Raw genomic sequence first — 13,732 nt, forward strand, 5'->3', positions numbered from 1 at the left:
TTCTGTAAACGATTTTCAAGATTAGGATCGTTCCGAAAGTAATGTCAACACGAATTCGTCACACATTCAATACCAATTTAAGCCACCCCCGCGATTTGTGCAAAATAGCGTCATTCTGCCGAATTTCCGGGCGTTTATATCGAGTTCATTGATTCTTCCGATGTGGACAAGCGCCGATAAAACGGGCAGCATGTCGAAATTGGTATTCATCTGGCTTCTAATCGGCGCTTTCACACTGATGACATCAATGAAAATTTGGAACACAAATACGGCCCTATTGGCGGGGACGCGGAGTCGCCGCCGGATCGGAACCCCACGAGAGCTTTCATGAGCAGCACCAATCCTTTCCCCAACGATCCCGACCGGGGTGCCATCTGGACCATGCTGGTGGAGCGCGACATCGCCGCCTTCGTCGCCGCCGACTGGAGCATGGTCGATGGCGATTTCATCAGGGAGGGCTTCCTGGGCATCAATGGCGGAAAATCCGGCAATCCCGACGACTGGCGCATCAGCTTTCCCACGCTGGAAGCCTATCGCGACGACTGGATTCGCCAGGCCAGGGAGAGCCAGAAACTCGACTATGCCGAGGACGTGCTTGAGGGCATCCACCGCGCCACCAGTCTCACCGAGATCGAGATCAGCGGCGACATCGCCATCGCCCACAAGAAGTTCGACGGCTCCATCGCCCTGAGCGACGGCGGCAAGGACACCCTCAACTGGCAGACCCTCTACTTCTGCCGCAAGGTTGATGGCGTGTGGAAACTCACCGGCTTTGCCGGCTATCTGCCCTATCCGATGGGGAAGGCCTGAGTGGAGTCTCCCTCTCCCCTTGTGGGAGAGGGATAGGAAATCCTCGTTCAGAGGATTTTCGAGGGGTGAGGGGGGCTGCGCCCACCCATGCTTCAATGTTGACGGAAGGCTCAGCGCCCCCCTCATCCGCCCTTCGGGCACCTTCTCCCACGAGGGGAGAAGGGAAGATTGCCAAACCGAAACACCGAGCCACCCCGATGTCCCTCCTCTCCCCCCAACGCCTCACCATGCTGGTCTTCTTCCTGCAGCCGATTGCTTTCGGCTCCTGGCTGCCGCGCATTCCCGATGTGCAGCAGGCGCTGGGCCTGGGCCCGCAGGGGCTGGCCATCGCCCTGCTCGGCCTGCCTTGCGGCACCTTGCTGACCCTCCCCTTTGCCGGTCCACTGGTCGGCAAGATCGGTCCGCGCATGGCGATCCTCGCCGGCTTCGTGCTCTATTCCATCGCCGCCAGCCTGCCGGCCTTCGCCATGAACCCGGTCATGCTCTTCGTCGCCCTGATGCTGGCGGGATCGACCATTTCCTTCGTGGAACTGGGCCTCAACGTGCAGGCCGACGCGGTGGAAAAAGCCACTGGCTCCGTCATCATGACCACTTCGCACGGCTTCTGGTCAGTCGGCATCATGGTCGGCAGCCTGATCGGCTCCGGCCTCGCCGCCCTTGGCCTCGAAGCGAAATGGGCCATTATGCTCGTGGCCGTTGTCGTACTGCCAGTGGCGCTCATCGTGTCCAATGCCCTGCCGGTCCTGGCGCCCGAGGCGCCCAAAAGCGAGCACCAGCGCTCGGTCTGGGCTTTCCCCAGTTGGGCTCTCCTCGGCATCTGCTTCTTCGTCTTCGGCATCACCATGACCGAGGGCGCCATGGCCGACTGGTCGGCGATTTTCCTGCGCGACGCGCTGGGCGCCGAAAGCGGCATTGTCGGGCTGGGCTATTCGGTCTTCGCCATGATGGTGGCAGCCGGCCGCTTCGGCGGCGATACGCTCAAGCGGCGCTTCGGCGCGGTCAATACGGCCCGCATCTGCGGCGTGCTGGCGGTCGCCGGCGCGGCGATCCTCTTCATTTCACCCAATACGCCGGTTGCCTTGTTCGGCTTCGCCATCATCGGCCTCGGCGTCTCCGTCGGCTTCCCGCTGGCCGTCACGGCTGCGGCCAGCCTCACCGATCGCACCGCCTCGGCCAATGTGGCCATCCTCAGCTTCGTCGCCCTGCTGGGCTTTCTCGTCGGCCCGCCGGTCATCGGCTTCGTCGCCGAACATTTCGACATGCGGCTGGGCATTGCCTGCCTCGTGCCGGTGCTGCTGGTCAGCCTGCTGCTGACAGGCCGGCTGGCGACCAGAAAGCCTGCCCCAACAGCCAATCCCGAAGCCGAAATTCCCGGAGTGCTCTGATGCGCATCGCCGTTGCCGGGCTGCATACCGAATGCAGCACCTACAATCCCGTCCTTGCCCGCGAAGCCGATTTCCGCGTCCTGCGCGGCCCCGCCATGCTCAAGGATGCCTATTTCGATTTCCTGACCCATTTCCCGGCCGAGTTCATCACCGTGCTCCACGCCCGCGCTATTGCCGGCGGCCCGGTCGAGCGGGATATCTACGAGCGCTGGAAGGCGGAAATCCTCGATGGGCTGAAGGCCGCCCTGCCGCTCGACGGCGTCTATCTCGCCATGCATGGCGCCATGTTCGTCGAGAACATGTTCGACGCCGAAGGCGATTTCATCGCCGCGGTGCGCGCGGTCGTCGGCCCCGATGTACTGATCGCCGCCAGCTATGACCTGCACGGCAATATCAGCCAGGCCATCATCGATAATCTCGATATCTTTTCGACCTATCGCACCGCCCCCCATATCGACGTGCCCGATACGATGCGCCGCGCCGTCACCATGCTGGTCCGCGCCCTGCGCACCGGGCAGAAGCCGGTCCTCGCCTGGGCCCCCGTACCCGTCCTGCTGCCGGGCGAACGCACCTGCACCCAGGACGAGCCGGCGCGCAGCTTCTACTCCCAGTTGCAGGCGGTCGAAGACCCGACCGGCATCTGGGATGCCTCCTTCCAGGTCGGCTATGTCTGGGCCGACGAACCCCGCGCCACCGCCTGTGCCGTCGTCACCGGCACCGACCGCGCCGCCATGGCAGCAGCCGCCCGCCACTTGGCGCAGGACTACTGGAATATCCACGAAGGCTTCGTCTTCGGCACGAAAGTCGGCTCGATCGAGGAATGCGTCGCCTGGGCCATGGCATCAGGCACCGGTCCCGCCGTATTGGCGGAATCGGGCGACAACCCCACCGGCGGCGGCGTCGGCGACCGCGCCGAAGTGCTGGCCGAACTGATCGCCCGCAACGCGCAGGGCGTGGTCTTTGCCGGCATTGCCGACCGCGCCGCGACCGACGCCGCCTATGCCGCTGGCCTGGGCAAATCGCTCCCCCTCCACATCGGCGCGAGCCTCGACACATCGAGCAAGCCGGTCGAGGCCCAGGCCGAAGTCCGCTTCCTGCTCGAAACCGACAATGCCCTGCTGCGCGAAGCCGTCGTGCGCATCGGTGGCATCGATCTGGTCCTGACCGCCCGTCGGCGCCCCTTCCACAATATGGCGGATTTCACCCGCCTCGGCCTCGATCCGCGAGCTGCCAAAATCGTCGCGGTCAAGTCAGGCTATCTCTCGCCCGATCTCGGCCCCATCGCCAATCCCAGCCTCATGGCCCTGTCGCCTGGCGTGGTGGATCAGTTCGTCGAGCGGCTGGAGCGCAGGCATAAATCCGTGCCGCAATATCCGTTCGACACCGATTTTGCCTTCACCCCGCAGGTGCTGTGGTCAAAACGCGCGTAACCTAATCGCCCCCCGATGCGTTCCGGCAGGGACGAAATCATCGGGAGCATGCAATGGAATTCCCAGGCAAGGTGGCGCTGGTGACCGGCGCCGGATCGGGCATCGGCAAGGCGACGGCCCTGCGGCTGGCCGCGGGTGGCGCTCGCGTCGTCGTGCTCAGCCGCACCGCCGACGAAATCGAAGCCACCCGCGACCAGATCGTCGGCGCCGGCGGCACGGCCCTGGCGGTCACGGCCGATGTGTCCGACACCAAGGAAATGCAGACCGCTATCGAGCGCACCATCGCCGCCTATAACCGGCTCGATATCGTCGTGGCCAATGCCGGCATCAACGGCATGTGGGCGCCCATCGATGAACTGACCCCCGACGAGTGGGACCAGACCATGCATGTCAACCTGCGCGGCACCTATCTGACGCTGCATTTCGCCGTGCCGCATCTCCGGCGCGAAGGCGGCGCCGTGGTCATCGTCTCTTCGATCAATGGCAACCGCACCTTCACCACGGCCGGCGCCACCGCCTATTCGGCCACCAAGGCCGCCCAGCTCGCCATGACCAAGCAACTGGCGCTGGAACTGGGCAAGCACCGCATTCGCGTCAATGCCGTCTGTCCCGGCGCCATCGACACCGAAATCTGGGACAATACCGACAAGCGCAATGTCGAATCCGTGGCCATTCCGGTCAAATGGCCCGAGGGGCAGATTCCCATTACCGGTGGCAAGCCCGGCCGCCCCGAAGACGTCGCCGACGTCATCGCCTTCCTCGCCTCCGACGCTGCCCGCCACGTCACCGGCGTGCCCGTCTATATCGACGGCGGCCAGTCCCTGTTGCGCTAGGCCCAATGGTCTGAGTAGCCCTCATGGTGAGCCCGTCGAACCACGAGGGCGTGGCACCACGCCCCTACCGCAGCATATTCGGCAGGAAGAGCACGATATCGGGGAAGGCCACGATGGCGGTCACCACCACCAGGTCCGCCAGCAGGAACAGCGTGACACCCTTGAACACGTCGGTCAGCGAGGCATATTCGCCGGCGACGTTTCGGATGACGAAGACATTCATCCCCAATGGCGGCGTGATCATGCCGATTTCGAGGAGCTTCACCAGGAACACGCCGAACCAGACCATGTTGATATTCTGCGCGTCGAGCACCGGCATCAGCACCGGCAGGGTCACCAGCATGGCGCCGAACGGCTCCATGAACATGCCCAGGATCAGGTAGATCACCACGATGACGAACATCAGTTCGAAATAATTGAGCTCGAATCCCTGCACCGCGCCGCTGATCAGTCCCGCCACGCCGCTGAGCCCGAGGAAGCGGGTAAACATCACCGCGCCGACGCCGATGATGAACAGCGAAGCACAGGTGCCCAGCGTTTCGAGGATCGACTGGCGCAGTACATGCCAGTTCAGCCGCCCGGTAATGGCCACGAGCCCGATGGCGCCCGCCGCGCCCACGGCCCCCGCCTCCGTGGCGGTGAACAATCCCGAGAACAGCCCGCCGAACACCAGGACGATGAGCACCAGGATCGGCCAGACCGCCAGCATGACCTTGCGGCCGTCGAGATCGTCGATCCCCACCGCTCGGGCCGGAATGATGTCCTTGCGCAGCCAGGCGATGAGCATGATGACGATGATGTAACTCGCGGCGGTGAGCAGCCCCACCGAAACCCCGCCCATGAACACGCTGGTCACCGACGTCTCGGCGAAGACGCCATAGATGATCATCAGGATCGACGGCGGGATCAGCGCACCGATCGTGCCGCCGGCGGCCAACGCCCCGGTGGCGAAGCTCGGCTTGTAGCCGGCCCGCACCATTTCGGGGATGGCGATACGCCCGAGCGAGGCGGCGGTGGCCAGGCTCGATCCGCAGACCGAGGCAAATCCCGAACAGGCGACGATCGCGGCGATGCCCAGCCCGCCCGGCACCTTGCGTAGCCCCAGCTTGGCCGCATCGAACAGGCCCGATGTGAGCCCGCCGTGATAGGCGATGAACCCCATCAGCAGGAACATCGGCACCGCCGACAGCGTCCAGCTGGCGATGAATTCATAAGGCGTATTGGCCAGCACGCCGATGGCCGGCGCCAGCCCCAGCATGGCCCATACCCCGACAAAGGCTATGGCCATCATGGCGATGGCGATCGGCACCTGCAGCGCCAGCAGCACGAACAGGAAGGCGAGGCCGGCAAGGCCCAGTGTCAGGTTCATTTCGCTGTTCCTTGCTTGGGCATCAGGCCCCGATAGAGCGTGACCACGGCCGCGAGCCCGAAGCCGATCGGCAGCACGAAATAGCTGGGCCAGACCGGGATGGCGACGCTGAGCGAAATGACGAAGCTGCGGGCGGAAAATTCGCGCATCGCCACCAGCCACGTCGTGTAGGTGAGCATCGCATAGACGCCTGCTGTCACCAGGGCCACGAAGATTTCGTTGATGCGGCCCACGCGGCCCTTCATCAGAAAGGCGAAGATTTCGATCGAGATCATGTCGCCGCGCCGCTCCGCCCAGGCAAGGGGCAGGAAGGCGATGAGGATCATGTAATAATAGGACACGATCTCCACGGTGGCCGGAACCGGCGCATGGCTGAACTGCCGCGTGATGACATAGGCGGTGATATGCACCAGCATGGCCACCACGCCGATGGCGCCCACCAGCGCCAGGCCGTCGCTTATCCGGACGACGAGCCGGTCGAGACTCTCGCGCATCGCTTCACTCCACGCTCGGATGGCAAGGAAGCCCGCGGGCAGGGTCAGCACCCCGCGGGCCAGTGGCTCAGAGGCCGTAGGTGGACCAGTCCACCTTGTCCCAGACTTCCGTCTGCACCGCGGCGGCGATGGCATCGACATCGCCATTGGCGGCATCGGTGATGGCGGTCCACTTTTCCACCAGCGCCTGGAAGCGGGCGATCTTGTCGGCCGCGCCGGTCACCCCGAGCTGGCTTTCGGCCACCGAGACCGCATCGGCGACATCGCTGAAGCGGAACGCATTGGTGGCGTCGAGCAGGTCCTGGTCGGGCTGGATGATTTCGATACCGGCATCCAGTGCGGCCTGCCGGGCGTCGGCGGCCCGGTCATAGCCCCAGCTCTGGGTGAACAGCGCACTGGACCGGTTAGCAGCGCGGGCGAAGTCGGCCCGCAATTCCGGTGTCAGCTCGGCCCAGGCTCCGCCGGCCACGGTGAAGTTGGACGTGGTGTGATAGGTGCCGAGCGGCACGTCGATAATATATTTGGCCACATCCACCAGGCGATACGAGATCAGGTCCGAGACCGAAGCCATGGTGCCGTCGAGCACGCCCTGCGACATGGATTCGAACGTGTCGCTCACCGGCACCTGCGCCGGCGCCGCACCGAGCGCTTCGGCCCAGCGGGCATAGGGCGTGCCACCCGAACGCAGCCGTAGCCCCTGCAGGTCGGCCAGCGAATGGACCGGCTTGGTGGTCAGCAGCACATAGATGTCGGACGAGCCGGCCCCGACGAACACGCCGCCCATGGCCTTGAACTCGGCCTGGCATTCTTCGCAGGTCACGACATATTCGGTCACCGCCGCGCCCATGGCATGGGGCGTGGTGGCCAGGAAGGCCAGGTCGGCCGTCAGCACCGTATTGGGCAGGTCGCCCGCCGCGAACAGCGGCAGCACATTGCCCACTTCGGCCAGCGAGGATTGCAGGGCCTGCTTGACGGCGACGATGCCAACCACTTCGGGGCCGATCATCAGGCCCGTCAGCTCGCCACCGGTCTCCTCGGGCAGGAATTCCATGAAACTGTTATACATCGGGTCGGTCGCCGGATGGGCCGGCGGCGCCCCCGAGGCGAGACGCAATTCGCGCGCCTCCGCGGTGCCGGCGGCAAGCGCCGCCAGCGACGCAACTGCAAGCAGTCTGGTCAGGTTATTCATCTATGTCCTCCCGCGGCCGGGTGTCCGGCCGCACTCTCTTGGTTTCTAGTCTCGAGCCGCTTTTTCGCGGTCTTCTTGGGTTAGATACCGAGCAGGCGGCGTGCGTTCTCCTTGAGGATCAACGGACGAACCTCCGGCTTTATGTCGAGTTTCTCGAAGTCGGCGAGCCAGCGATCGGGCATGATGGCGGGCCAGTCCGAACCGAACAGCATGCGGTCCTTGAGCAGGCTGTTGGCGTATTTGATCAGAATCGGCGGGAAGTATTTCGGCGACCAGCCGCTGAGGTCGATGTAGACATTGGGCTTGTGCGTGGCCACGGCCAGCGCCTCCTCCTGCCAGGGGAAGGAGGGGTGGGCCATGATGATCTTGAGGTCGGGAAAGTCCGCTGCCACATCGTCGATGCACATCGGATTGGAATATTTGAGCCGCAGGCCATAGCCGCCGCGCATGCCCGCGCCCACGCCCGTCTGGCCGGTATGGAACAGGGCGGGCAGGCCAGCCTCCTGGATCACCTCGTAGAGCGGGTAGGCCGCGCGGTCATTGGGATAGAAGGCCTGGTAAGTGGGGTGGAACTTGAAGCCCCGCACACCGAAATCGCTGATCAGCCGGCGCGCTTCGCGCACCCCCATCTTGCCCTTGGCCGGATCGATGGAGGCGAAGGGTATGAGCACGTCGGAATGCTCGGCCGCCAGCGTGGCAATCTCTTCATTATTGTAGCGGCGATGGCCCGTGGCCGCCTCCGCATCGACATGGAAGATCACCGCCGCGATGCGGCGCTGCCGATAATACTCGGCCGTTTCCGGAATGGTCGGCGGCGCCTTGAAGGGCGAGTGGAAATACTGCGCCATGGCCTGCTGCAGATCGTCATAGCCGTCATCGGCATGCATGCCGCAGGCTTCCTCGGCATGGGTGTGGAAGTCGATCGCCACCATGTCGTCGAGGTTCAGCTTAGCCCCCATCACTTGACCTCCGGCCAGCCGGCAATCTTGCGCGACAGGGCAATGAGCTGGGCATGCTCCTCGTCATCGAGCATGGACAGCGCTTCCCGGTCCGAGCGGTACATCTTCTCCGCCGTGGCATCGATCTGCTTCTTGCCGGCCTCGGTCACGCTGAGCACCACCGAGCGGCGGTCGTCATGCGGAATGTGCCGGGCGATCAGGCCCCGATCCTCCAGCGCCCGCACCAGCTTGGTCATGTTGGACCACTTGATCTTGAGCACATCGGCCAGCACGCCCTGGCGGATGCCCGGATTTTCCGACAAAGCCAGCAGCACGGTGAATTCGGAAATCCGGATCTCGCTCTCGCCGAACACGGTGAAGAAGCGCTCGAAGGCGGAGAGCTGGGCAATGCGCAGCACGAAGCCGCCCGACTTCTCGAGCTCGCCCAGCGAGACGGCGGCCTTGCCGACCGCGCCATCCACGTCCTCTTCGTCGAGCTTACGGACCGCCATCACTTCACTTCTCCAGGTTCACTCATAGATGCCGGCAGGCCCGGCACGGGGCTTCGACAGTTACGACACCCATATCGGCAAAGACCAGCCGACCCGTCGCCGCGCTCATCGCGATCCGGCGGCAACCCCAAGGGTGGTCGCGGATTAGGCTGTTCGAAAAATCTGCCCCTTGTCGGCGTCGCGCTCCGGTGTCCCCCAACCCCGGCTTTCATACGGCTCGACATTGTTCATTTTCAAATTATTCTGAAATAAACAATCCGCCGTCAAGTGGGAAATCGATACCATGCCCGGAAAACCGCGCTGCTTATGTCGATCTTCTGCGGGCATCCGGTGTTTGTGGCTTACCCCCACCCTTGATCCCTCCCCACAAGGGGGAGGGAGACGATGAACACTGGCCTCCGAGCTGGCGCCTCCCTCCCCTTGATGGGGAGGGATTGAGGGTGGGGTGACGGGAGCCACGGAACTCCGAAGTGATCCCCCCGGAAAGCCGACACTCACGCGCAGCGGGCGGCATGCAGCGCATAGCGTGCCGCCTGCATCTGCAACGCTTCCGCTGCCCCGATGCGAAAAGCCATCACGCCCGATACGGCCGCCCAACCGGCGCGCATATAACTGTCGGCCCGATAGAGACCCGCCTCGGCATCGGCCTGCATCGCCATCATCCGCTCGCTCAACGCCTCGAACCCATCGAGCAGGGCGCCCACAGCTCGGGCCTCATCCCCTCGCGCCGCCGCCCCGGCCGCGACCTCCGCCCGCGCCCGCCGCAGGAACACCGCCAATCCCCGCCCTTCATCGCGCCACAGCCGGCGAGTGAGAAAATCCAACCCCTGCATGCCGGTCGTGCCCTCATAGATCGCCATGACGCGCGCATCGCGCAGATATTGCTCCAGCGGGTAATCCCGCGTGTAGCCGGCCCCGCCCAGCACCTGCATGGCGGCATGGGCCGTATCGAACCCGGTTTCGGCCCCGAAGGTCTTGATCAGCGGCAACATCCAGGCCGCCAGATCCCCCAGCCCCGCATCGCCCTCCAGCCGCGCCAGGTCCATCACCGTCGCCAGCTCCAGTACGGCGGCGCGCAGGATTTCCGTGGCAGACCGGATATCGTGCAATTGCCTGATCACATCCGGATGGCTGGCAATGCTTGGCGGTGCCATATCCGGCCGCCCGCCCTGCCGGCGCTGGCCCGCATAATCTTCGGCAATATCCGCAGCAGCCGAGGCAAGACCCAGCCCCTGGCAGCCGGTGTGCAGCCGCATCGGCTCGATCATGGCAAAAAGCTGCGACAGCCCCCGGCCTTCCGCCCCCAGCAACATGCCCCTTGCTTCGCAAAAGCGCATGGCGCAGGTCGGCGAGCCATGCAGCCCCAGCTTCTCCTCGATCCGCTCGACCACCACCCCATTGGGCACGCCATCCACATGGTCGGGTACCAGGAACAGGCTGAGCCCCCGCGTTCCCGGCTGCTCATTGCTGCGTGCCAGCAGGCAATGGCCGATCCGTCCGGCCATGTCGTGGTCGCCAAAGGAAATCCAGATTTTCTGCCCGCTGATCAGCCACGCCCCATCGCGCCACTCCGCCCGCGTCCGGATGCGCCCGATATCCGATCCCGCTTCCGGCTCGGAAATGCAGATCGTCGCCACCCATTCGCCCGCGACCAGCTTCGGCCCCCATTCCGCGGCGGTGGCCGCATCGGCCGTCTCCGCCAGCAGATGAATGGCTCCGCGCACCGCCCCCGCCGCCATCATCAGCGCCATGCAGCCGCGGTCGAATAGCGGCCCGCACGCCGCCTGCAAGGTCAGCGGAATATCCTGCCCGCCGAATTCCGCCGGCGCATCGATCCCCAGCCAGCCCGCTTCGGCATATTGCCGGAATCCCTCGGCAAAGCCCGGCGGCAGCTTCACCCGCCCGTCGACCACCTGCGCGCCCACCCGGTCGCCCACCGGATTGAGCGGCGCCAGCACGCTCTCTGCAAATCCCGCCGCCGCCTCGAGCATGGTAGCGACGATCACATCGTCACAATCGGGCCGCAGCGCCTGAATCCGCCGCCAGCCCGGCGTCAGCGCCAAGGCGGACAGTGTGCGCTGGGCCTGGTCGGAAAAGCTCATTTCGGCTGCATGCGAATGGCGCCGTCGAGCCTGATGACCTCGCCATTGATATACTGGTTCTCGATGATGAAGCGCACCACATCGGCGAATTCGGCAGGGTCGCCGAGCCGGGCAGGGTAGGGGATAGCCGCCGCCAGGCTCTCCTGCGCTTCCTGCGGCAGGTTTTCCAGCAAAGGCGTCATGAAAATGCCCGGCGCCACCGTATTGACGCGAATACCGAAGCGGGCGAATTCCCGCGCCGCCGGCAGCGCCATCGACACGATCCCCCTTGGACGCGGCATAGGCCGCCTGTCCGATCTGCCCCTCGAAGGCCGCGACCGAGGCGGTATTGACGATAACGCCGCGCGCTCCATCCTCGCGCTCGCCCAGCCCCGCCATGCGCTCGGCTGCCAGCCTGAGCATATTGAACGTGCCCACCAGGTTGACGCGGATCACCGTCTCGAAATCCGCCAGCGGCATCGTCCCGGCTTTGCCGAGAATTCGCCCGGCCACCCCGATGCCCGCGCAATTGACCAGAATGCGCAAGCCATCTCCCGCCGCATTGGCCACATCGAGCGCCGCCACCACATCGCCCTCGCTGGTCACATCGCCCAACAGCGCCACCCCGCCGATCTCGCCGGCCACGGCCTCGGCCGCCTCCCGGTTGCGGTCGAACACATGCACCACCGCGCCATGCCGTGCCAGCAGCCGCGCCGTGGCCGCCCCGAGCCCCGATCCACCCCCCGTCACCACGGCGCTCGCGCCTTCGATCCTCATGCCGCAATCTCCCCGTCTGCCTGGATGATGTCCGGCCCGCCGGCATAAAGCGCCTCGACCAGCTCGCCCCGCTGCGCCAGCACCGCGCGCTGGTTGATCGACCCCTTGTCCGTCACCTCGCCCTTCTCGAAGCGCAACGGCTCGCGCATCACCAATATCCGTCGGATCCGCGTCGCCGACCCATTGGCCGCGTGCTGATGCGCCGCCAGCCGCTCGGCCAAAGCTGCCCGCACGCGCGGATGCTCCAGCACGTCGGCATCATCAAGCTCCGGCTCCCCCACCAGCTCGCGCAGAGCCGGCATGAAGGGCACCACCAGCGCCCCCAGCTCGGCCCGGTTCTCCCCGGTAATGACCGCATCGCGGATCAGCCCGCCGAACTGGTTGACCACCTGCGCCCGCAATACGCCCACCGCCACCCAGGTCCCGGTATTGAGCTTGAAATTCTCCGCCGTGCGGCCATCGAAATAAAAGCCCCCGCGAGGATCGCCCGGCGTCGCGAATTTCACCGCATCCCCGATCCGGTAAAACCCCTCCGCATCGAACGCCTCCGCCGTCAGCCTGGGATTGTTCCAGTAACCCGGCGTGACATTGGGCCCCCTAAGCCGCAGCTCGTATTTGTCGCCTACCGGCACCAGCTTGACGGTGACGCCCTGGGCCGGAATGCCGATATTGCCCGGCCCATCTTGTGGCTCGGTGCAATAGAGGGCAAAGGGGCCGGTTTCGGTCGAGCCCAGCCCCGTGGTCATGGGCACGCGCTCGCCCAGCGTCTGTTCGGACAGTTCCACCAGCGCGCCCCAGCTATGCTGCGCCAGTCCCGCCCCGGCATACATCAGCATGTTGAGCCGCGAAAAGAAGCTGCGCCGCAACTGCTCGTCCTCGCGCATGGCGCCGATCAGCATCTCGAAGCCCGCCGGCACGTTGAAATACCAGGTCGGCGCAATCTCGCGCAGATTGGCGATGGTCTGGCCGATCAGTGCCGGGCTGGGCTTGCCGCGATCGATATAATAGCTGCCGCCATTATAGATCGTGAGGTTGAACACCTTGTTGCCGCTCGCCGTATGGTTCCACGGCGCCCAGTCCACCACGACAGGCGGCTCGTCGCGCATGAAGGCATAGCAATCGGCGATCATCTCCTGGTTGGAACACAGCATGCGCTGCGTCTGGATCACCGCCTTGGGCGCCCCCGTCGTGCCCGAAGTGAAGAGGAATTTGGCCACCGTATCCGGCCCGGTCGCGGCAAAAGCCGCATCCACCGCCTCGGTGGGCTGGGTGGCGACAATGGACTCGAACGTGTGTGTATTGCCGCGGCCATCAGGCAGGTTGCGTTGCGCGGCCAGCGGCATATCCCTGCCGAACACCGCATCGACCGCCGGGGCGAAAGCCGTCCCGTCATCGGCAAACACCATGCCCGGCACGATCTGCCCGGCAATCTCGCGCAGCTTGGCAAAACCCGACGCGGCGCTGGCATAGGCCGGCGCGATGGCGGCCGAAGGCACGCCGACATGCTGCGCGCCCAGCGCCATCAACGCATGTTCGATGGAATTTTCCGACAGGATCACCAGCGGCCTCTCCGCCGAAAGCCCCGCAGCGAGCAGGAAAGTGCCGATGCGCCGCACCAGGTCCAGCGCCTCGCCATAGCGCACTTCGCGCCACGGGCCATCGCCCGCCCGGTCCGCCATCCACACGCGATCGGGCGCCACCTGCGCCCAGTGGATCAGCCGCTCATTGAGCCGCCGCGGATAAGGCCCGAGTGGGTCCTCGCGCCAGATGATGAATTCGCCATTCGCCCGTTCCTCCCAGGCGAGCTTTGGCGACCACACCCTGACCTTGCGCGCAGCCTTTTCGGCCATGACCTTCCCCTCCCGGTCAGTCTTTCCAAATTTGTTTACAAGGAAACTATCTACCTGTAAACGA

11 protein-coding genes and 1 pseudogene are annotated in these 13,732 nt (G+C 65.0%); 4 read left to right on the forward strand and 8 right to left on the reverse strand.

From position 1 onward, the window contains the following. The first annotated feature begins 327 nt into the window (after nucleotides 1-327). The 4 genes from NVV79_RS02365 to NVV79_RS02380 all read left to right on the forward strand — a co-directional run bounded on the left by NVV79_RS02365 (nucleotide 328) and on the right by NVV79_RS02380 (nucleotide 4,458). The gene (locus NVV79_RS02365; protein ID WP_303985890.1) at nucleotides 328-810 is read left to right on the forward strand and encodes a hypothetical protein; all 483 of its coding nucleotides are present in this window, start codon (nucleotides 328-330) and stop codon (nucleotides 808-810) included. A 197-nt stretch (nucleotides 811-1,007) separates the two neighbouring features. Next, nucleotides 1,008-2,195, forward strand: coding sequence for an MFS transporter (locus tag NVV79_RS02370; protein WP_303985893.1), 1,188 nt, complete (start codon nucleotides 1,008-1,010; stop codon nucleotides 2,193-2,195). After that, nucleotides 2,195-3,625 (forward strand): M81 family metallopeptidase, encoded by a 1,431-nt coding sequence (locus NVV79_RS02375; RefSeq protein WP_303985895.1) that lies wholly within the window; start codon nucleotides 2,195-2,197, stop codon nucleotides 3,623-3,625. The genes NVV79_RS02370 and NVV79_RS02375 overlap by 1 nt, the downstream gene beginning before the upstream one ends. Nucleotides 3,626-3,678: 53 nt before the next feature. Beyond that, the gene (locus tag NVV79_RS02380) at nucleotides 3,679-4,458 is read left to right on the forward strand and encodes an SDR family NAD(P)-dependent oxidoreductase (RefSeq protein WP_303985898.1); all 780 of its coding nucleotides are present in this window, start codon (nucleotides 3,679-3,681) and stop codon (nucleotides 4,456-4,458) included. A gap of 64 nt (nucleotides 4,459-4,522) precedes the next feature. Here the strand turns inward: NVV79_RS02380 and NVV79_RS02385 are convergent, their stop codons facing one another. The 8 genes and pseudogenes from NVV79_RS02385 to NVV79_RS02420 form a co-directional block, all read right to left on the reverse strand. Then, nucleotides 4,523-5,827, reverse strand: a complete 1,305-nt coding sequence (locus tag NVV79_RS02385; RefSeq protein ID WP_303985900.1) for a TRAP transporter large permease — start codon at nucleotides 5,825-5,827, stop codon at nucleotides 4,523-4,525. Then, nucleotides 5,824-6,321, reverse strand: coding sequence for a TRAP transporter small permease (locus tag NVV79_RS02390; RefSeq protein ID WP_303985902.1), 498 nt, complete (start codon nucleotides 6,319-6,321; stop codon nucleotides 5,824-5,826). The genes NVV79_RS02385 and NVV79_RS02390 overlap by 4 nt, the downstream gene beginning before the upstream one ends. Nucleotides 6,322-6,388: 67 nt before the next feature. Beyond that, complete coding sequence (locus tag NVV79_RS02395; protein ID WP_303985903.1) at nucleotides 6,389-7,510, reverse strand: C4-dicarboxylate TRAP transporter substrate-binding protein; 1,122 nt, start codon at nucleotides 7,508-7,510, stop codon at nucleotides 6,389-6,391. Nucleotides 7,511-7,590: 80 nt separating this feature from the next. Then, nucleotides 7,591-8,469: an amidohydrolase family protein gene (locus NVV79_RS02400; protein ID WP_303985904.1), complete on the reverse strand. Its 879-nt coding sequence runs from the start codon at nucleotides 8,467-8,469 to the stop codon at nucleotides 7,591-7,593. Further along, nucleotides 8,469-8,960 (reverse strand): MarR family winged helix-turn-helix transcriptional regulator, encoded by a 492-nt coding sequence (locus NVV79_RS02405; protein ID WP_303985906.1) that lies wholly within the window; start codon nucleotides 8,958-8,960, stop codon nucleotides 8,469-8,471. The genes NVV79_RS02400 and NVV79_RS02405 overlap by 1 nt, the downstream gene beginning before the upstream one ends. A 494-nt stretch (nucleotides 8,961-9,454) precedes the next feature. Continuing rightward, a complete protein-coding gene (locus tag NVV79_RS02410; protein WP_369684694.1) occupies nucleotides 9,455-11,062 on the reverse strand; it encodes an acyl-CoA dehydrogenase family protein in 1,608 nt (535 codons plus the stop codon). After that, nucleotides 11,059-11,818: pseudogene (locus tag NVV79_RS02415) on the reverse strand (SDR family NAD(P)-dependent oxidoreductase). Before NVV79_RS02415 ends, NVV79_RS02410 begins: the two are co-directional and overlap by 4 nt. Next, nucleotides 11,815-13,668, reverse strand: a complete 1,854-nt coding sequence (locus NVV79_RS02420) for a feruloyl-CoA synthase (protein WP_303985908.1) — start codon at nucleotides 13,666-13,668, stop codon at nucleotides 11,815-11,817. The pseudogene NVV79_RS02415 and the gene NVV79_RS02420 overlap by 4 nt, the downstream one beginning before the upstream one ends. Between the last annotated feature and the right edge of the window lie 64 nt (nucleotides 13,669-13,732).

It is taken from the genome of Devosia ginsengisoli (genome assembly GCF_024707105.1).
Taxonomy (GTDB): Bacteria; Pseudomonadota; Alphaproteobacteria; order Rhizobiales; family Devosiaceae; genus Devosia; species Devosia ginsengisoli_A.